Annotated in this window: 13 protein-coding genes; 4 read left to right on the top strand and 9 right to left on the bottom strand. The window is 48.1% G+C overall.

Annotated features, from left to right (window positions below; translation table 11 throughout):
* Nucleotides 1-174 precede the first annotated feature (174 nt).
* The 3 genes from FC652_RS06055 to FC652_RS06045 form a co-directional block, all read right to left on the bottom strand.
* Nucleotides 175-576 carry a cytochrome b562 gene (locus FC652_RS06055; RefSeq protein ID WP_176297895.1) on the bottom strand — a complete coding sequence of 134 codons (402 nt, stop codon included), beginning with the start codon at nucleotides 574-576 and terminating at the stop codon, nucleotides 175-177.
* An 84-nt stretch (nucleotides 577-660) separates the two neighbouring features.
* Complete coding sequence (locus tag FC652_RS06050) at nucleotides 661-1,410, bottom strand: phosphatase (protein WP_176297894.1); 750 nt, start codon at nucleotides 1,408-1,410, stop codon at nucleotides 661-663.
* 82 nt (nucleotides 1,411-1,492) lie between these two features.
* Nucleotides 1,493-1,933, bottom strand: coding sequence for an SRPBCC domain-containing protein (locus FC652_RS06045; protein ID WP_176297893.1), 441 nt, complete (start codon nucleotides 1,931-1,933; stop codon nucleotides 1,493-1,495).
* A 195-nt stretch (nucleotides 1,934-2,128) separates the two neighbouring features.
* Here FC652_RS06045 and FC652_RS06040 point away from each other — a divergent pair, with 195 nt between their 5' ends.
* Complete coding sequence (locus tag FC652_RS06040) at nucleotides 2,129-5,008, top strand: HD domain-containing phosphohydrolase (protein ID WP_176297892.1); 2,880 nt, start codon at nucleotides 2,129-2,131, stop codon at nucleotides 5,006-5,008.
* A 168-nt stretch (nucleotides 5,009-5,176) separates the two neighbouring features.
* Nucleotides 5,177-5,497, top strand: coding sequence for a heavy metal-binding domain-containing protein (locus tag FC652_RS06035; RefSeq protein ID WP_176297891.1), 321 nt, complete (start codon nucleotides 5,177-5,179; stop codon nucleotides 5,495-5,497).
* A gap of 201 nt (nucleotides 5,498-5,698) precedes the next feature.
* Here FC652_RS06035 and def read toward each other — a convergent pair whose 3' ends face one another.
* Together def and FC652_RS06025 are read right to left on the bottom strand one after the other, a co-directional pair.
* Entirely contained in the window at nucleotides 5,699-6,205 is a 507-nt protein-coding gene (def, locus tag FC652_RS06030; RefSeq protein ID WP_011081780.1) for a peptide deformylase, read from the bottom strand.
* 216 nt (nucleotides 6,206-6,421) lie between these two features.
* Nucleotides 6,422-10,159, bottom strand: a complete 3,738-nt coding sequence (locus FC652_RS06025) for a M66 family metalloprotease (RefSeq protein ID WP_176297890.1) — start codon at nucleotides 10,157-10,159, stop codon at nucleotides 6,422-6,424.
* 498 nt (nucleotides 10,160-10,657) lie between these two features.
* Between FC652_RS06025 and FC652_RS06020 the strand changes: the two genes are divergently transcribed.
* Nucleotides 10,658-11,971, top strand: a complete 1,314-nt coding sequence (locus FC652_RS06020; protein ID WP_176297889.1) for a hemolysin family protein — start codon at nucleotides 10,658-10,660, stop codon at nucleotides 11,969-11,971.
* A 134-nt stretch (nucleotides 11,972-12,105) separates the two neighbouring features.
* Here the strand turns inward: FC652_RS06020 and FC652_RS06015 are convergent, their stop codons facing one another.
* Nucleotides 12,106-13,626, bottom strand: a complete 1,521-nt coding sequence (locus FC652_RS06015) for an aldehyde dehydrogenase family protein (protein ID WP_176297888.1) — start codon at nucleotides 13,624-13,626, stop codon at nucleotides 12,106-12,108.
* A gap of 238 nt (nucleotides 13,627-13,864) precedes the next feature.
* On the opposite strand from FC652_RS06015, the gene FC652_RS06010 reads away from it, so the two are divergent.
* Entirely contained in the window at nucleotides 13,865-15,628 is a 1,764-nt protein-coding gene (locus FC652_RS06010) for a sigma-54-dependent Fis family transcriptional regulator (protein ID WP_176297887.1), read from the top strand.
* 50 nt (nucleotides 15,629-15,678) lie between these two features.
* Here FC652_RS06010 and FC652_RS06005 read toward each other — a convergent pair whose 3' ends face one another.
* The 3 genes from FC652_RS06005 to FC652_RS05995 all read right to left on the bottom strand — a co-directional run bounded on the left by FC652_RS06005 (nucleotide 15,679) and on the right by FC652_RS05995 (nucleotide 19,727).
* Nucleotides 15,679-17,745, bottom strand: coding sequence for a diguanylate cyclase (locus tag FC652_RS06005; RefSeq protein ID WP_176297886.1), 2,067 nt, complete (start codon nucleotides 17,743-17,745; stop codon nucleotides 15,679-15,681).
* On the bottom strand, nucleotides 17,745-18,695 hold the full coding sequence (locus tag FC652_RS06000; protein WP_217904535.1) for a substrate-binding domain-containing protein: 951 nt from the start codon (nucleotides 18,693-18,695) through the stop codon (nucleotides 17,745-17,747). The genes FC652_RS06005 and FC652_RS06000 overlap by 1 nt, the downstream gene beginning before the upstream one ends.
* Before the next feature lie 384 nt (nucleotides 18,696-19,079).
* Nucleotides 19,080-19,727: a glutathione S-transferase family protein gene (locus tag FC652_RS05995; RefSeq protein WP_176297885.1), complete on the bottom strand. Its 648-nt coding sequence runs from the start codon at nucleotides 19,725-19,727 to the stop codon at nucleotides 19,080-19,082.
* Nucleotides 19,728-19,792: the final 65 nt, after the last annotated feature.

Below are 19,792 nucleotides of genomic sequence, written 5' to 3'. Positions count from 1 at the left end.
CAAAGCGTCAATACTTGCAAAATGGAGGTGAATAAGTGATTCGTTTATCACAACAAATAGAGGCCAAAAACGAGATTGTCTGCTGCAAAAGGTGAACCCTTTTCTGAGTCCCACAAAAAAGAGCTCATCCGTTATGAGCTCTTTCGGGTTAATCAGGACATTCAAGAGTGGAGGTTAGCTAAACAACTTACCCCAGATGCTGGTTTTCTTCTTCTCGTGGTACTCTTTACGCAGCTCATCCACTTCAACCAGTGCTTGCTTGGCGGCCTCAAGATTTCCCTGAGCCAGCTCACCGTTGACTTTGTCCAGCGCAATGGTCAGCTTGTTGAAGCCTTCTTGGTACAAGTCATTTTTTTCTGGTGCGTATTCACCGGTTTTTGAGTTTTCCACCAAAGTGATCAGCTGCTTAACCGCCGCTTGCATTGACTCAATATCCTGCGCTTCTGCTGCTTGACGAAACTCCAGCTTCATCTCTTTCATGTTGGCTTTCAAATCGACTTTGGTTTCTTCGCTTGCCAATCCTGAAAAAGAGGCCAATACCAAAACTGAACCTAGCAGCACTTTACTTAACTTCATTACTTCTCCGAGTTTTGTTGTGGTTATTTTGCGCTGCAAGTGTACTCTATGAGCCTCGATAATAGGGTAAAGAAATTGTAAATATCACTTACGGAGAGAGGCAAATTCTTCAATCACTCCACGTCCCCTCAACTCAAGAAAGTTCAGGAACTGCTCTGGGCTGTGCGTGATCACTTGACGGGAATCGATATCGAGTGAAGTCAGTAGCTCTCTAGCGAGATCCAACTTGCCAACATCGTGACAAAAATGTGCATCACTGCCCGTTGTAAAATAGACGCCAAGCGCTTTACCCACTCGCGCAATCTCATAACAGCGCTCAACACTGCCGACTCGGCTATGCCCTTTCAAAGTGGAATTATTGATCTCGATGGCCACGTTATGTTCTTTAGCGCAGAGCAATACCGCATGGAAATCAAAATCAAAGTGTGGATTACCCAAATGCCCCAACGCATCAACACGACCAGATTGAATCACATTGAGCAATGCTTGGGTGTGCGCTTCTTTATTGGAAGGAGCAAAAACAGGCTCATGGAAACTGGCTATCGCCCAATCCAAATTGGGGTCCACGCTGAGAGGGAGGTCAATCTCTCCTTCGGTATTGAGAATATTGGCTTCCACACCGCGTAAAATCGCCACGCCTTCGAGGAAACGAGGCAAGACACGTTGGTTGGCGAAAAACCAATAGTGAGGCGCTCCGGGCATGGATTCTGCATGGTCGGTGGTACAAAACATCGCCAAGCCGTTTTCTTTCGCGCTACGCGCATTTTCAATCAGCGTGCTATAGGCGTGGCCACTCGCATAAGTATGGCTATGTGTGTCGATCTTCAGTTCCATTTCACTTCTCTAGTTCACTTAATCGGATTGACATCGACATTGTACGACACTTCGTAGCGCAACGATCTGATGTGAAATAAGTTTACTCTTCACTCAGCGCTTTTATCAGGGGAAGCGCCTTTTCCCAACCATGATTGAACATGGAAACAAAATCGCTGTGTGTCGTGATGGTCACCATCAACAGTAACCTGCCGTCTTTCGGGCGAAGTTGGTAACGTTCCGTAGAACCAATCCATTTCATCGCCACATCGCTGTCGATATCTTGAATATGGTCAGGATTAAAGATGGCAACATGATGAAATTCGATGCGTTGTTGAGGCTCTATTGCGTCAATGACCGCTCGCGTGCCGCCCATGTCTGGGTCAAAAAATTTGATATCTTCCCCCTCGCGCCAAACACCGTCGAACTGCGATTGTGGAGAAAACGCTTTAGCCCATTGCTTATAAAGCTCAAAATCGGTGAGCACTTGCCACACTTTTTCTGCGTTGGCCTCGATTTCGATATGATAATTCAGTGTCAACATCCTTTTGCCTCCTTGCTTGCCTAGTAAACACGCTAGCGTATATAGGCTAAAAATCAACCAGTTATTTTTTGGCAAGCCGGATAATTTCGACAATACTTATTCAAAGTAACTACCATGTCTCGATTTGACTGAACACCCCCTAATGGTTTGAACGGGTGACAGTAACGAGTTTGTTGATGCGAACCCGGAGCGCTCATGAAGAAACAACGTTACCCTCTGAGTATTCATATCACTAGCCTGTTCCTCTTTCTTACCACTATAGTGGGCGTGGCTCTTATTGCGATCAGCTACACCCATTCCCAAACTCTGTTAACCAAAACGGCTGAAAGTTTAAGTAACGAACACGCCCATAAATTGGAATCGGCTTTTCAGACCTCGGTGGGGCCCATTTTGACCACACTCGATTTTATGTCGGTCAGCTCCTTTCTCGAGGACTATAAGCAGCCAGAGAAATTCAAGCCTTGGTTAGAGACGCTTGCACACATTTTTGAGGAAAACCCAAATCTTGTCGCGCTTTACCACGCCTCCGAAACGGGGATGTTTACGCAATATCGAATACTGAGCTCATCGGAAATACGCAGCAGTTTTGACGCGCCAACCAATACCTTTTTTTTGATCAATAATACGGATGTCGATGGCACCAATGAGTTCATTTACCTTGATGATCAGTTCAAGAAAATCGCGCAAAAGAAAACCAGCGACAACACGCTTGACCCACGAGTGAGGCCTTGGTTTATCAACGCTGAACGCGACGGAGAAATACGACTCACGGAGCCCTACTTCTTCTTTTTTCTCAAAACCAACGGCGTAACCCTATCGAGACGATCAGCAAATGGTCAATACGTCGTTGGTGCAGATTTCACATTAGCCAGCCTCTCGAATCAAATTAAACAGTTGGCCTATTCTCCACAAACCCGCTTAGCATTGTTGGATAAAGAAGGCCGACTACTGGCGCAACATCAACTGGACATTGACCCATCGACAGCGTTTGAACAGCAGCAAACAGCACTCAAACAGAGTATTTTTTCCCCTTTGCTCGCCAACCTCGGCATGCAGGACCCTCAATTCAAAACAACGGAATTCGACGGAGAGGATTGGTCGGTAACTTTAACGCCCGTGCATTTGACCAACAAAGTGCAGCTTTTCCTAGCCGAAGCTTCTCCAACAGAGGAAATCTTGGCGGATCTTCTCTCGATGCGCGACAAGCAAGTCATTACCGCCGTTTTGCTCCTTGCCGTCTGTTTTTGTATCGTCTGGTTGGTGGCAAACCGCTTAGCAAAACCCTTGCAGAATTTGGTTTATCTGACCGATAACATTGCTCGTTTCAACTTCAAACGAACTCGTTACCCGCAAAGTCTAATCAAAGAGGTATCCAACCTAACCAGCTCCATAGAGCTGATGGAACACACACTGCACGACTTACTGCGCTTGCTGCGGGATACCGCTGGTAATCAAGAGTTTGCCGTACTAGCGAAGACCATTGCACATCAGGCCTATTTAGTCACCAAAGCCGAAACCATCCTTTTGTACATCAAGTCCGAAGAGGAAAATAAGCTGGTACTTGCGGCCAATCATGCCATCATTCCGTTCAAGGTCGATATTAACGAGTTTGTCAGCGAGACCCCTTGGCTGATGGCGCAGCTTAAGGAAGGCGATACGATTCATTTAGATAGAGACACCAACGCCCTGAAACGCCATCAAGATACCATTTTCAACTCCGATGTTTTCCTCTTTCCGTTGCTCAACCGCGAGAAGCAGCTCGTTGGGATTGTCACTGTGGGTTACGAGCGTCCACCGAGTGAAACCCAACTTGCCAAGCATGCTTTTTTAAGAGAGCTACTCAGCTTTGCGGAAATCGCCAAAGACAACATCGACCAAATGCAGCAACAAAAAGAGATGCTCAATGCCTTTATTGAGCTGATCGCATCCGCCATCGATACCAAGTCGCCCTACACTGGTGGCCATTGTCAACGTGTGCCGCAGTTAGTCACTTGGTTAACCGAAGTCACCGAAGGTGACAACAAGTACTTTCCAAACTTCCATGTCAACAATAAACAGTGGGAAGAGATCAAACTCGCTGCTTGGATGCACGACTGCGGTAAAGTCACCACGCCGGAATATGTGGTGGACAAAGCGACCAAACTTGAAACCATTTACGATCGCATCCACGAGGTGAGAATGCGCTTTGAAGTGCTGAAACTGCAGGGTGAAGTCGACTATTGGAAGGCGAGATACAAAGGCGAAGACCCCGATGCCGCGAAAGCGCACCTCACCACCTTACACCGCCAGCTGGATGAAGAGTTCGCATTTGTCGCCCGCTGTAATGTGGGCGGAGAATCGATGGACGAAGCGGATATCCAACGCCTAAAAACCATCGCGGGAAAAGAGTGGAAACGAACTCTTGATGACCAACTCGGTATCTCTTGGATAGAACAGCAGCGCCACACCCACAAACCTGAACTGCCTGTCATGGAACCACTTTTAGCCGACAAAGAAGTGCACAAAGTACCATGGGAAAACAACATCAACCCAACACAAAGTTGGCAACGAGATTACGTACTCACTCCGGGTGAACATAAGTATGATCGTGGCGAATTACACAACTTAACCGTGCGTTACGGCACGCTCACAGATGAAGAGCGTTTCATCATCAATGACCATATTATCCAGACGCAAATTATGCTTAATCGACTGCCTTATCCTGAACATTTGAAAAACATTCCGGAAATTGCTGGCGGTCACCACGAACGCATGGATGGCAAAGGCTACCCGCTTGGCCTAAATGAAGAGCAGCTTTCTGTGCCAGCACGCATCATGGCCATTGCCGATGTGTTTGAAGCGTTGACCTCCAGCGATCGCCCATACAAAAAAGGCAAATCATTGGCGGAGTCACTCGACATCATGACCAACATGGCCACATCGGGTCATATTGATCCTAAACTCTACGTGCTTTTCCTCATCCACAAGCTCGACCAAAAATACGCCAATGCGTTTGTTGACCGGAAACAGTGGTCTGAAATTGACCGTGAGACACACATTCAGAAAGTAAAAACGTACATGAGGCATCAGTTTTGACGACATTTAGCGTCAAATCTTTTTCTTGAATGGATAACATGAGCAAAAGCCACTTTTGGGCAGAGATCATCGCTGAGTTGAATTCGTACAATACCATCGCTAGATTGGCTTTTATTTCCTCTGGAAATACTTTAAGTTCACTTTTTAACCAATATAGAGGGAAACACGATGATCGTAACCACAACGCAGCACATCGAAGGCAAACGCATTATTGCTTACAAAGGGGTTATTGCGGGCGAAGCGATTCTCGGCGCCAATTTGTTTAAAGATCTGTTTGCAGGTATTAGAGACATGGTCGGTGGACGCTCTGGCACTTATGAAAGAGAACTCGAACGAGCAAGAAACATCGCCTTTCAAGAACTAGAACAGAAAGCGCGAGAGCTGGGTGCTAATGCGATAGTGGGTGTTGATATCGACTACGAAGTCTTAGGCCAAAGTAATGGAATGTTGATGGTGTCTGCCAGTGGCACCGCGGTTGTTATCGAATAAAAATTCAGAATTTCCCTAACAAACCGAGATTCTACTCCAAATAATATGAATTTTTTTTGAACTTTAATCTTAGGGCGTTTACATCGAGAAAGAAAACCGATAAAACGTCTTTATACCCAATGCGATGCACATTTACGGCGCTTTCGCTTGCGCGTCTGGAATAGGCCGAGTTCAATTGAACTCGGCCTTTTTACTGTTCAATTAGCGAGCACGAAGCTTGTTGTGTTTTTTCACTTTTTTCATCGCCATTTGCTGCTTCAGTGGCGACAAATAATCGATGAAGAGATTACCAGAAAGATGGTCAATCTCGTGTTGCATCACAATCGCCAAAAACTCGCTGGTTTCGATTCGCAATGGTTTACCATCACGATCGAGCGCTTCCACGACCACCGAAGTGTAACGCTCAACATCGGCGTAGTAGTCTGGTACCGATAGGCAACCTTCTTGACCCATCTCTTTATTGCTGCCGCTGACCACTTTTGGGTTCACCAGCACTAGTGGCTCATCGCGATTTTCTGACAAGTCAATCACCACAATGGCTTCTTCTCGGCCAACTTGCGGCGCCGCTAAGCCCACACCATTATCCGTTTCGTAAAGCGTCTCAAGCAGATCGTCGATCAGAGTTTGCACTGCAGCAACATCCGTTACTTCTTTAGATTGAACGCGTAGTCGTGGATCGGGTGCGGTTAAAATTTCTAAAACAGCCATGGGGTCCTTGAATTATCCGTTGAATAAAAATAACGCGGCGTAAGATAGTGGTTTCTCCCGCCGTTGTAAACCTCAGGTTAACGCCAAATGCTTTCACCAACGGCATTGAACACACATCATCGAAGCGAAAAATGGCTCAAAAACTTGAAAACGAGAAAAACGAGAAAAAGAAAGCCAGTCATCGAGACTGGCTTGATTGGCACCACTAACTCATCATTAGAACTGGCCTAAATAGGCCCACTGATGGTTGCTTGAGTTGTTGTCCGTCGGCCAAGGGAAGTAACCGTAACTGGTGGTTTTTAGACGGTAGTAATGGTAGCCGCCACGGAAAGCGTATTGATAAATATCATTCACTTTGCCTCGCTGACCATCACTACCCCAAACGCCCATCGCATCTTGTTGGTACCATTCCAACAGAGCGCGTTCAAAACTCGCCAAATCACGATTGAGTTCATCCAGATAAGCCTGAATGGTGCTGTCACTGCCCAAGAAATACCAATCTTGGTTTGATGCAGCGTTGGTTGGGAATGCCTCTCCTTCGCCAGGGCGTTTCTGGATGAAGTAGTGATTTTCACCCTCGATTTGCCCAACAAAAACGGCGTTTTCCGTACTCCCCCACGCGGTGCTGTGGCGCTCTTCCCAACTCAATAGACGGGAGGCAGCAAAATAACCTTTCACGCGCTCTTCGATGCGGAGACCTTCTGCACGATCGAAGGCAATCGGGTTGAAGGTGAAGTTCACGTAGTCATCTGCAGAGCCTAGGTATTTCCAATCGCCATTGCTGGTTTGATTGGTCGGGAAAGCCTGAGCCTCCACGGTGCGCATGACAAAATAGTCGCGACTGCCCGTTTCTGGATTCGCGAACACATACAGCGCGCCTGCTCGACGTTCAGCGTGAGTTACGCCATTGTTGAGCAATCCACGGCCATAATGCTCAGCAACAAACGCATCAAACTGAGTAATGGTCGCGAAGTCTTCGTTTAGGAGCGTGTCGTTTTGCGCAAACGTTGGGGTCATGTCGACCACTTGGCTGTAGCCATATTCCTGACCAATAATGATCGGCCCTTTGAGATCCGCAATTGGTGGATTTTGCTCAGGGGTGAAGCGCGTTAGCTCGGTCTCGCCATTTCTGTCTGAACAACTTAAGCGGACCTGCGTTGGCACACCATTATCCATCGCTAAGTTAACGTGGAATTTGTTGCTGTCATTAACGCTATGACGAGAGGCATTCAGTACCACTCGCTCACTGGCACCATTAGCAAACTCGACATCTAACTGGCACTGACCTTGAGTTTTGTAGCTAGGGCGCAGTACTTCATCACCACGTAGCGCGTAGCGCCAGGTCTTGCCATGCTTATGCATCACGCCTGAGATTTGCTCACAGTTGTTACCCACCACAAAACCCGCACCATCGTGATCGGTGCCTGACTTATTGAGTATACAGAGCGTCACTTCCCCCACCTCTGGTGTAGGCGTGTACGTGACCGCACCACGACCGTACTTGGAGAGCAACTCATAGTCACCTTGCGCCGATGTCATGTTGGAATTAATGTGCCATTGGAGATCACGGCCAGATGAACAACGATCGATGCTCTGATCCACACCGCCAACAAAGACAGCACTGTCGCCGTTTGCCGCTTGGAAGGTGAACTTACACACACGTTGCTGCTCACCATCCATGCGCAAGGTTTGCCAACTATCACTCTCAAGCTCCGCTGGGGTTAAATCTGCCACAGGCTGCCAACCCTCTGGCTGGAACTCTCCTTGAACGCCTTGCGGCAGTTCAAACACATTGCCGTAATTGGAGTAAACCAGCGGATAAATTTGGCTTGGCTTTTCGTTATATGGGTCATAAATACCCAATAGCGTCATTACTGCTACACCCGTTTGTTGTGGTTTAGGTGTGTCGGTCTCGACCGTTTGATAGCGCTGCGCGGCTTGATCCCACTGCACATAACCGCTCGGGCTGCTGCTATCAAGATTAAAACCGTTGTTCATCCAACGCTGCGCTTTGCGTGACTGTGCAGGGTGCTCAAGGGTAAAGCGGCTAATCGTACCCACTCTTTCATTTTCACCACCATTTTGCGCATCACGCATAAATCGGAACGCATCTTTGAATGGCGGTACGATGTCGTCCCCTTGTTGTTGGGTGTACACATCGCCTGTCCAATGTAGGTTGCCGATAAAGCGTTGATGGAAAGCATCCCAGCCCCAGCCCGATTCCATATCGTGAATCGACGCCATATACGGCCAATGCCCCAATCCATAGTTGTGGCCAAGTTCATGTGACCATTCATTACCCGTGGTGGCTTCTAGCGTGACAATACCACCACCGCCACTGCCCCCATGCACAATCACTTGCGGTAAATCAGTGTCTTTTTTGGTGTAAACCCCAACGTTGGTATGGGCAGTAATGTGATTGAAGCGTCGGTTGTACTGCTGTGAGTAACCTGCGCTGGTTAAAATGCCGACGTTGGCATTGTTGATGCCCGTTGAGACCATGGCTTTACCAATCGCTTCGCGCATATCGCCACTGTGCCAACCACCAGTGCTGGCACTTTTATCGGTGTACACCACGCCGTTTGGCATCGTCACAATCGGAAAATGCGCTGGCGTGTAATCGGCCATCACCAACTTGGAGGCAGGGATCTTCTGGAAGTAATCCGCTGCAAGCGTCGGTAAGTTTTGGATCATGGTATTGCGATTGCGCGGCTCGATAAGCATGCCCATGTCGATGTTTTGGATCACCAACTCTGGCGCGCCACCAAATTGGATCTCCCCTTGGCTCAATACCCCTTCACGGCCTAAGTTGTCGGTCAAGCGCAGCGATAGACCCGGCTTCATCCAGTTCCATTGCAGTGGCAGCGACCAAGCATGATGAGAAAACACCACTTTCATGCGTCCATTGTCAGGCTGATCCGACGCAGCCAGAGCGCTTGGCGGCAACATCAAGCTGCTGTGAATCACCTCGCCATCAAGGAGCACTTCTGCACGCACTTGGTTGATCTCTTCGCCTTGCGATGGCGTGAAAAGCAGCATCGCTTCGCGGTTCATGATCACATCCAAATGGCCTTGCCCTGTCAGCTCATTGCCATTTGGCGCGACCGAAGTGTGCGTTTGCGTGATGCCCAAACCGCCTTCTAAACTGCCTTGCAAATGGTTAGGCGTTGGGATCTCATCGGCAAAGCCAACGCGAGAGGCTTGAGTGGTGAAACGCACCACCTGTGGCTCGGCGCAATCCACTGGATTGCAAGAACGCAGCGCCATCTCATATTGTGTTTCAGGCTGGAGCCCACCGATGAAAAAACCCGCCGAGACGGCGTCATAATGGCGAACATCCTTGCCGTCACTCACATTGGTCAAGGTCAGCTGCGTCGTGTCCGACTCGTTTTGACCTAACCAATCAAACGATACGCCCACATCCGAGACACTCGATACCGTGACAGAATGGATGGCAGGCTTCACCAAAGCACCACAATCGTTGGTTTCTGTTCGGTAAATAACATCACGCTCCCAAACGTAACTGCCATCTGCACGCTTCGATCCGTGTGCCGCAGGTATGTATTCAACAAAACAGCCTTGCTCATCCGATTCGTAAACACCGAATTCAAGGCTCATCAGGTAAAAACCACCGTCGTACATCATGAATTCCCAGCTTTGATCGACAAAATCGATCACATTACGATACGGTGTGTCATCGCCGCCTTGGTAGGGCAAAAATGGGAACTTAAGATCATTTTTGTAGCTAAGACGGTACTCAAAACCCCGGTAATTGATCCAACGTTCGCCATTGCGTTCAAACACGCCTTCGCCGCGTTCAGCCATCGCTTTGATCGATTCCAGACGCTCGACGGTTTTCTCTCCGATCTGTACCAGCGTCAACTCTGGTTGCGCCCACACAGCAGTGCTTCCCAATAGCCCCGCTATGAGAAGTGTCAGTGGTTTTTTCTTCATGATTGGCTTATCTCATTATTATTTGAATAGATTGAGCCCAAATTTAGGCAACACTAACCCACAACATTTCTCTGAAAATCTAAGAAATATCGTTATTAATAAGTAGGTTAGGATTTAATTATCATTTATGAGACAAGCAATTTAAAAATGAAGATTGAGCGGAATGAGAGTGCAGTTCCAAAATGCCATACTGAAAAGATTCAATATGAGAGGCTCAGTCAATAATTCAGTGGATTTATAAATGTCATGAAATTCAATAATTTATGTTATTTTAGCGCACAAAAATCACCATGAGAAATGTGTGAGCAGCTTCATCTCTTCTCGGCTTAGGTATAGAATACCAAGGCCGAGGCGAACTCGAACCAATAAGCAGAAACAGCCAGTATCTCGCTTGCTGAGTATCCCGTCCGAACCTCTCATTTGTTTAGCAGACAGACCACGCCCTTTCTCTCCCATTCATTCGGTGTGGTAACCCTGAAGAAAACTTGGAAACTCGCCATGAGCCTATTTGAGAATCTCTCCATCATCTTTGCCTTGATCTTAACCAGCTGCTTTTTTTCTATGTCGGAAATTGCACTTGCCGCCGCCAGAAAAATTCGCTTAAAGCAGCTTTCTGACGAAGGCGATGTGCGCGCCACCAATGTGCTTGAACTGCAAGCCAATCCGGGTAACTTCTTTACTGTGGTGCAAATTGGCCTCAACGCTGTTGCCATCATGGGCGGTATCGTCGGTGAATCTGCGTTTACCCCTCACATCCGAGCCGCTCTTGACGGTATCGTCCCTGCGGCTTGGTTGGCACAGGTGAGTTTCTTCCTCTCCTTCTTTTTGGTCACCAGCATGTTTATTTTGTTTGCCGACTTAATGCCCAAACGCATCGCCATGGCGGTACCAGAAAAAATCGCCATGAGCTTGGTCGGCCCGATGTTGGTCTGTATCACGATTCTCAAGCCATTTATTTTTGTCTTTAACGGCTTAGCCAACCTGATTTTCCAACTGCTGAGCATTCCTGCTGAGCGTAACGACGACATTACCTCTGACGATATTTATGCAGTGATGGATGCGGGCGCTGAAGCGGGCGTGCTCGATCGTGGCGAACAAAAAATGATGGAAAGCGTGTTTGAAATGCAATCAGTCCCCGTCACTTCTGCCATGACGCCACGCGAAAGCCTGACCTTCCTGTCGCTTGAAGACGATGAAGATACGCTGAGAAAGAAAATCGCCGAAGATCCTCACCACAAGTTTCTGGTGTGTGATGGTCAACTCGATGCCATCAAAGGGTACATCGATTCCAAAGAACTGCTTACTCGTTTGATTAACGGGCACACATTAAACGTCAAAGACAGCAGCATGGTGCAGAGTTGTCCGATTATTCCTGACACTTTGAGCCTCTCTGAGGCGTTGGATTACTTTAAAAATACCCGCGCTGACTTTGCCGTGATAATGAACGAATACGCACTGGTGTTGGGCATTGTCACTTTTAACGATTTGCAAAGTGCCGTCATGGGCACTTGGGTATTGGCGGAAGGGGAAGAGCAAATTGTTGCGCGAGATGCTCACTCTTGGTTAGTGGATGGCGTGACGCCAATCACCGATGTGATGCGTGCGTTGAACATTGATGAGTTCCCACACCCGCAGAACTACGAAACCATTGCTGGTTTTATGATGTACATGCTAAGAAAGATCCCACGCCGAACGGATGCCATCATCTACTCTGGTTACAAGTTCGAGGTGGTGGACATTGATAACTACAAAGTTGACCAACTGCTGGTTACTCGTGTGGAAGTGGAGAACCATCCAAGCCACGAGGAATAACGTCAACACTCACAACCCATTTCATCAGCCATTGCCCTTCGCTTTGGCTGATTTTTTATCTGGTGTAAACGACCACAATAAGAAAGAAGCCCCATTCGTCAGGGGCTTCTTGGTCGTATATAATGCCAGTTCGCTTAGAAGAAACCTAACGGATTCACATCGTAGCTAATCAGCAAGTTTTTGGTATTTTGGTAGTGATTTAGCATCATCTTGTGAGTTTCACGACCAATGCCCGATTTTTTGTAACCACCAAATGCGGCGTGTGCAGGATATGCGTGGTAGCAGTTGATCCAAATTCGGCCCGCTTCAATGTTACGTCCCATGCGATAGGCTAGGTTTTGATCGCGAGTCCACACACCAGCGCCTAAGCCATATTCAGTGTCGTTGGCAATGGCCAGCGCTTCGGCTTCGTCTTTAAAGGTTGTCACCGCGATCACCGGGCCAAAAATCTCTTCTTGGAACACACGCATTTTGTTGTGACCTTGCAGCAAAGTCGGCTGGATGTAGTAACCGGTCGCTAGATCGTTTTCTTGCTTGGCAATCTCACCACCAAACACCACTTTTGCCCCTTCTTGGCGACCGATTTCCAAGTAGCTCAATATCTTATCAAACTGCTCTTGCGACGCTTGGGCACCCACTTGAGTGTCGGTATCAAGCGGGTTGCCCTGTTTGATGCTCTTGGCACGCTCTGCCACTTTGGCAATGAACTGATCGTAAATCGACTCATGGACCAGCACGCGTGAAGGGCAAGTACACACTTCGCCTTGGTTAAAGAAGGCAAGTAGAGTGCCCTCAATGCATTTGTCCAGATAAGCATCTTCATAATCAAACACATCAGGGAAGTAGATGTTGGGCGACTTACCGCCGAGTTCCACCGTTGATGGAATCAAGCTTTCCGCGGCACATTTAAGTATGTGATTACCCACTTCGGTTGAGCCGGTAAACGCCAGTTTGGCAATGCGATTGCTGGTGGCTAGTGCTTGGCCTGCTTCTGCGCCAAAGCCGTTGACCACGTTGACCACGCCAGCGGGAATGAGATCACCAATCTTTTCCATCAGCACCAGAATTGAGGTCGGTGTTTGTTCTGCTGGTTTAAGAACCACGCAGCAGCCTGCCGCTAACGCGGGTGCCAGTTTCCATGCCGCCATCAGCATAGGGAAGTTCCAAGGGATGATCTGCCCAACCACGCCAATCGGCTCTGGGAAGTGGTAGCTCGCGGTATTGGCATCCAGCTCCGCAGCGCTGCCTTCTTGCGCACGAATACACCCGGCGAAATAGCGGAAGTGATCGACCACCAGCGGTAAATCTGCCGCCAGCGTTTCACGTACAGGTTTGCCGTTTTCCCACGTTTCCGCCACCGCCAACTCTTCGAGATGCGCTTCAATGCGATCGGCGATTTTCAGCAAGATATTGGCACGCTCCGTCACGCTGGTTTTCGCCCATTGATAACGAACGCTGTGCGCCGCATCCAAGGCCAAGTTAATGTCCGCCGCGCTTGAGCGAGCCACTTTACAATAAGCCTGGCCGTTAACCGGCGAAATATTATCGAAATATTCACCGCTCACCGGTTTCACCCATTCCCCGCCAATGTAGTTGTCATAGTGGCTTTTGAAATTCACGACAGCGTTGTCACTACCTGGTTGTGCATAAATCATAACTCGTCCTTTTGTTTCTCGTTTGGTTTAAAACACAGTGTCGATTCGCACTGCTTTACCTAAGCCATAACGCAAGTCACAGGCCAGAAACACAACGCTTGTTGTTAATTAAATGTAAAACTATGATTACCAAACGATAACAACTTGGGTTTGTCGAGAATGGAATAACGAGTGGCGTGATACGCGCTGTTCAACTGTTCCAAATTGGTACACCCAAACTGTGGCAGAATGGAACAGTATGCAACTTCAACATGTTAGCAAGCCCAACTGGCTGAACAGCTCGTGGGACAGAAGTGAACAAGCCGGTTTAAAACAGCGTCGTCGCCCTGAGGATGTTCGGCTGACCCCTGCAATGCTAAAAGATCGCCAGCAACAGCACCATGGCCTCATTGAGGCGGTAACACAGCTTGCTCTGCCTCTGTTTAACCAACTGTTTGCTCACACTGATAGCCGTTTGATTCTAACCGACAACCAAGGCGTGATCATCGGCAGTTGGGGACAACCCAAGTTTCGTGAAAAACTCACCGAGATCGCTCTGAGCTCCGGCGCTTGTTGGCAAGAGCGATTGAAAGGCACCAACGCCATTGGCACCGCTTTGGTTGAGGCAAAACCGGTAAGCGTGATTGGAGATGAACACTTTATCCAACATCACCGTTTTATTAGTTGCTCAGCCAGCCCACTGTTTGATCATACGGGTACGCTCATTGGCATCTTGGATATTACCAGCGAACAGCAACAGCACGATTTCTCTACCCAAGTATTGGTACAAAACATGGTACAACTGGTTGAAAATCAGTTACTCAATCAGATCCCAGATGGTCATTTTCGAGTGGATCTTGCTTGTGAGAAATCTCTGCTCAACAGTGGCTGGCAGGGCATCTTGATTGCCGACGAATCGGGACAAATTTTGGCTCACAACCAAGTGGCAGGACAGTTGCTGGCACAGGAGATTGTCATCGGACGCTCGCTGGAGGCCATTTTAAACCAAAACAAAACCACACCCACTTTGGTCTTTGAAACAAAAACCCTCATACGCCAACAGCGCCGCAGCCGCACCATTAGCCCATCAAACGATCTGCACTTCGGAGATAGCCAAGTAGAACACTGTTGGCAACAAGCCAATCGGGTCATCGATAAAGACATTCGCTTACTGATCCTTGGCGAAACGGGGGTGGGTAAAAACGAATTTGTCAAAGCACTGCACAAAAATAGCCAAAGAAAGCAAGGACCGTTAGTTGCCGTTAATTGCGGGGCGTTACCCAAAGACCTAATTGAATCCGAACTGTTTGGCTACGCCGCAGGGGCGTTTACGGGGGCAAATAGCAAAGGCTACCAAGGTAAAATTCGCCAAGCAGACAAAGGCATTCTTTTTCTCGATGAAATTGCTGATTTGCCATTAGAAGCACAGAGCCGATTACTGCATGTGCTGCAAGACAACACCGTACTGCCGATCGGTTCGAATCAAAGCGTACAAGTAGACACTCAGATCATTGCCGCCACACACAAAGATTTGGATCAGTTAGTGCAGACTGGTCAGTTCCGCCAAGATCTTTACTACCGTTTAAATGGATTGGTCATCGAACTGCCTCGCCTTGCCAAGCGCTGCGACAAACAAGCTTTAATTGAGCATATCCATCGTCGCTACAGCGAACCAGAGCAGCAACTTTGCCCTCACTTAATGACTCTTTTACTCGCCTATGATTGGCCGGGCAACCTACGTGAGCTCGACAGCATGTTGAAAGTCGCTGCTCTCATGGCACAAGGGGAGCACTTACTGACGTTTGGCCATATTCCACCTCATTTGGCCAATAAGCTTGGACAAATCCCAGCACTGACGGCCACTGAGGAACAACACGTCAAAAACATTCGATCAACCGTCGAAGAGTCACTGGTTAACACCTATCAGGCCACACAAGGTAACATCAGTAAAACATCACGACTGCTTGGCATCAGCCGGAATACGATCTATCGCAAACTCAAAGCACTTGGGATGCTGAGCTAAACAGCGCTCTTATGTTGGTGCGCTCGTTCGGGCTCTGGCCACAAGGATGGTTATTTGTCTGTACGGGAAAACTGCTGGATTGGGTTTTCCCCCGAGTAAAACATGTAACAGTTTTTTCCAGCGAGTTTCGCTTGATACATGGCTTGATCGGCTCGGCGAATGAGCGCATCAGAATCGAGGTTTTCTTCACCAAAGTACATCGAAACACCGATACTGGCGGAGAGAGAAATCTGGTCACGGCCAATCGAGATTGGGCGACACACTGATTGTAAAAAACGCTGCGCAATGGGTTCAACGTCATAACTGTCACGCACATCGGGCATCAAAATGATAAACTCATCGCCACCCAATCTCGCCAACGTGTCGCCTTCTCGCACCATATCTTTCATTCGTGCGGCCACGTGATAGAGCACATCGTCACCCGCATCATGGCCATAAGTGTCGTTCACTTGCTTAAAGCCATCAAGATCGAGAAACAATACCGCTAAATGGTGTTTATAACGGCGTGATCGCTCCATCGCATTGAGCAATCGCTCTTTAAGCAATAAGCGATTGGGGAGCTCTGTCAGAGGATCATAGTGAGCGATTTTCTCCAACTGAGATTCATGCTCTTTCAACGCGGAAATATCCGAGAAAAGCGCCACAAAACGAACTTCATCTTCACGCCTGTCTTCTACCTTGCTGATGGTCAACAGATCGGGGCGCACCTCGCCATTTTTACGTCTGTTCCAAATTTCGCCACGCCAGTAACCACGTGAAAGCAGCAACTCCCACAGGTCATGATAAAAATCTTCATCATGCATACCCGATTTCAGTAGCTTAAGCGTTTGGCCTTGCAGCTCCGATTTTTCGTAGCCCGATATATAGGTGAACGCCTGATTCACATCAACAATGCTGCCTTTGCTATCGGTAATCACAATGCCTTCATGCACATACTTAAATACATTGGCAGCCAACTCGAGCTGCCGTTCACGTGCCTTACTTTCGCTGATATCCACATGGGTGCCAAACATCTCGAGCGGTTTGCCATCTTCATTCCATTGCGCCACTCGACCACGATCCATCACCCAAACCCAATGGCCATCTTTGTGCTTCATTCGCACTTCGCATTCGTACATATCGGTTTTACCTGCGAAGTAGTCCGTCAAACGGCGTTGGGACATTCTGAGATCGCTCGGATGCACATACTTGAGCCAAGTTTCGATCGAAACCGGTGAAATCTCTTCTAGCGTATAACCAATGATTTCTGCCCATCGACCGTTAAAACGCGTCTCTCCCGTTTCAACGTTCCAATACCAAGTACCCGCGTTGGTGCCACGAATCACGTTCTCTAGCCGTTCATGCTCCACATGCAGTTTGTCTCTTGTCGCGGAGATGACTTCCAACATGCCGTTGACGGTTTGCGTCAACACTTTCAGTTCAGAGTAGGGTGACACTTTAAGCTTATTGAGGGGCAATCCATCGCAATCACGTTGCGTCAACGAATGCGAAAGTTGATTCAGCGGTCGAATCAAAATCCACTTGATACCGAATAAAGAGAGGCAAGTTTGCAACACCACCAGTAAGAAGATGGTGGCGACAATGTTGAGCAAAAGATGGCGTTTTTCCAACAACAAAAGCTCGCCCGTCACATAGACATCAACACGCCCAATCGACTCTCTATTCTGGTTATAAATCGTCACGCTCTTTTTGTACAAAGCGTTGTCTAAGATGGGCTGTTGTTGAAGTAGATTTGGTTGATACTCGACAATTTCGGAATACGGTAATTTCACGTAGCCAGTCACGTAACTCTGCTGACCAGTGAGTTCCGTCATTTGGTAGTTATCGACCAAGATGGCGAGTAACGCATAGTGATTGGACGTGGTCAGTTCGGTATAAAGCAGTTTGTCATATTCGTGGATCTGATAACTTTCGATGTAACCAGCGATGGTTGAGCTTAAACGTGTGGCACTCTCCTCCGCTTGGCCACGAATTTCATTTTCCATATGCTCGCTTCTTAAGGAGTAGCTGTACACACCATAAAGAACGAACACCACAGATGAAGTAAAAATCAGGCTGACACTGAGAAACAGGGTTAGTGAACGTTTACTATGAAGAGAAGCCAGCCAATCTCTCATCAGTCACCCTCATCTTGGCCAAGCACATTGCGCGTTATGGTGGCAAGTAACTGTTCCACATTGGTGCTCGACACCGCGAGTACGTCGATTAACTGCTTTTTGTTGACGGACATTCCTTCTAGATGCATGTGCATAGCCATAACGGCCTTCTCTCCCATCAGAAATGGCTGCTGCATGCCAGCACCCACCAACTGGTGCTTGCGAATCATCTCGACAAATTCAGGTTCCGCATCAAAACAAATCAGCATCACTTGATCCTTTCTCGCCAATGAATCAATGGCATCGATGGCAGCTTGGTAGCGATCCGAGCCTTGCAACCAGATTGCTCGTATCTCTGGGAAGTCATGCAGTAGCTTCTGGGTGTAAATGTAGGTCTCTTGATAACTGAAATCGCGTTGCTGAACGATAGCAGCCACGCGTAAACCTTCCTCTTTCGTCGCCTCTAAGAATCCTTCGGTACGCTCCATGCCGTTGCGCCTTTTTTGCGGAATGGCGATGACCCCGACTTGACCATTCGACCAGCCTTTGTTTTCCATCGCACTGGCGAGGATCTTGCCCAGTTGATACGCACCAGAATAGTTATCGGATTCGATGTAACTGACATACTGGCCGCTCTCTGTGCCAATATCGCTAATAACCACTGGAATGTTCGCTTGTTCGGCCATTTTAAGAATGGTGACCGCCGCAGAAGAATTGGTGGGTGAAACAATGATTCCAGCAGGTTTCAGATTGATCGCTTCAATCGCGTTTTCAAGCTCTGTCTTGGCGTCGTTTTCGGCACTAAACACCACCGAGTGATAACCCAGTTGCTGAGACTTATCCTCAATCCCTCCCCACATGATTTGCCAAAATGGAATGCGCATGTCGGAAACCAAATAGACGAGGGTTGGATTGCTTGCACTAACCCAAGATGAAAAGAACAACGGGATCATTAGCATGAGATGGCGCATTCCGATGCTTCCTCCGAGCAACTTAGTTATAGGCACGACGTACTGCTGACCTTTTAACTATATACCCTGCCCCAAATCAGCTCGGATTTTTTAACCACAATTTGACATACATCATAAAGCAATCGGTTTCATATCGTTTTTAGGTGCATTTTTAAGAAAAAGCACCCTCTTTAGCGGTGTTTACCAGACAAATAACCGCACAAAATAAATGGACTTAAAGATAAAGGGGAGGGACTAGAGACGAGGGGCTAGAGACTAGGGGCTAGGAGCTAGGAGCTAGGGGCTAGGGGCTAGGGGCTAGGGAAGAAGATAGAAGACTAAGACAAAAAGAAAAGCAGACAAACCGTGTTGTCTGCTTCCATACTAGCGATACGAGAATGGCGACTAAATCGGCTCTCCCGCTTCATCTTCCTCCACAATATCGGTTTCCAACGCTGCCTCCGCTAACCAACGTTGGATTGGCGCACTGGCCAGCACCTTGTTCTGATAAAGCTGAGCGGTTTCCGAGAGCGGGATTTGATACGTTTCAAAACGCAGCGCCACAGGCGCGAACATCGCATCGGCAATGGACCACTCACCAAACAGCCAAGCATGAGGGTGAGCCGCCATCTGCTGCGACCAAATTTGATCAATGCGCGCAACGTCTTTCTCAGCTTGCGCTGAAAGCATCACTTTGCGTTTTGCCCGACAGTTCATCGGCAGCTCATTGCGCAGAGCTTGAAAACCCGAATGCATTTCACACGCAAGCGCACGTGCTTTGGCTTTTGAGGCGCGATCGTCAGGCCACGCTTTACCCGCCAGTTGTGTTTCATTGACGTACTCCAAAATGGCCAAAGAGTCCCAAACCGTGCACGGCCCATCCACCAGCGTCGGTACTTTCGCCGTTGGCGTAATGCCTTCCAGAGCTTGATAAAACTCAGGAGTGAACAGCGCCAGTTTTTCCACTTCCACCTCAAGGTTGTAAGTGGCAAACATCACCCATGCTCTGAGCGACCAACTCGAGTAGTTTTGATTTCCTATGTACAACTTCATCGTCATTCCCTGCTATTTCTGTTAAGTTCAATCGCAGATTAGGTCAACTTCCTTGCCACGACCAA

This window comes from Vibrio sp. 05-20-BW147 (assembly GCF_013369385.1).
GTDB lineage: Bacteria > Pseudomonadota > Gammaproteobacteria > Enterobacterales > Vibrionaceae > Vibrio > Vibrio floridensis.
This window is presented reverse-complemented; position numbering and strand designations above follow the sequence as displayed.

What these genes read in the sequence shown, in the direction of transcription:
- FC652_RS06000 (WP_217904535.1), bottom strand. Translation starts at nt 18,695, where the DNA reads ATGCGCCATCTCATGCTAATGATCCCGTTGTTCTTTTCATCTTGGGTT.
- FC652_RS06020 (WP_176297889.1), top strand. Translation starts at nt 10,658, where the DNA reads ATGAGCCTATTTGAGAATCTCTCCATCATCTTTGCCTTGATCTTAACC.
- FC652_RS06055 (WP_176297895.1), bottom strand. Translation starts at nt 576, where the DNA reads ATGAAGTTAAGTAAAGTGCTGCTAGGTTCAGTTTTGGTATTGGCCTCT.
- FC652_RS06025 (WP_176297890.1), bottom strand. Translation starts at nt 10,159, where the DNA reads ATGAAGAAAAAACCACTGACACTTCTCATAGCGGGGCTATTGGGAAGC.
- FC652_RS06015 (WP_176297888.1), bottom strand. Translation starts at nt 13,626, where the DNA reads ATGATTTATGCACAACCAGGTAGTGACAACGCTGTCGTGAATTTCAAA.
- FC652_RS06035 (WP_176297891.1), top strand. Translation starts at nt 5,177, where the DNA reads ATGATCGTAACCACAACGCAGCACATCGAAGGCAAACGCATTATTGCT.
- FC652_RS06050 (WP_176297894.1), bottom strand. Translation starts at nt 1,410, where the DNA reads ATGGAACTGAAGATCGACACACATAGCCATACTTATGCGAGTGGCCAC.
- FC652_RS06010 (WP_176297887.1), top strand. Translation starts at nt 13,865, where the DNA reads ATGCAACTTCAACATGTTAGCAAGCCCAACTGGCTGAACAGCTCGTGG.
- FC652_RS06040 (WP_176297892.1), top strand. Translation starts at nt 2,129, where the DNA reads ATGAAGAAACAACGTTACCCTCTGAGTATTCATATCACTAGCCTGTTC.
- FC652_RS05995 (WP_176297885.1), bottom strand. Translation starts at nt 19,727, where the DNA reads ATGAAGTTGTACATAGGAAATCAAAACTACTCGAGTTGGTCGCTCAGA.
- FC652_RS06045 (WP_176297893.1), bottom strand. Translation starts at nt 1,933, where the DNA reads ATGTTGACACTGAATTATCATATCGAAATCGAGGCCAACGCAGAAAAA.
- def (WP_011081780.1), bottom strand. Translation starts at nt 6,205, where the DNA reads ATGGCTGTTTTAGAAATTTTAACCGCACCCGATCCACGACTACGCGTT.
- FC652_RS06005 (WP_176297886.1), bottom strand. Translation starts at nt 17,745, where the DNA reads ATGAGAGATTGGCTGGCTTCTCTTCATAGTAAACGTTCACTAACCCTG.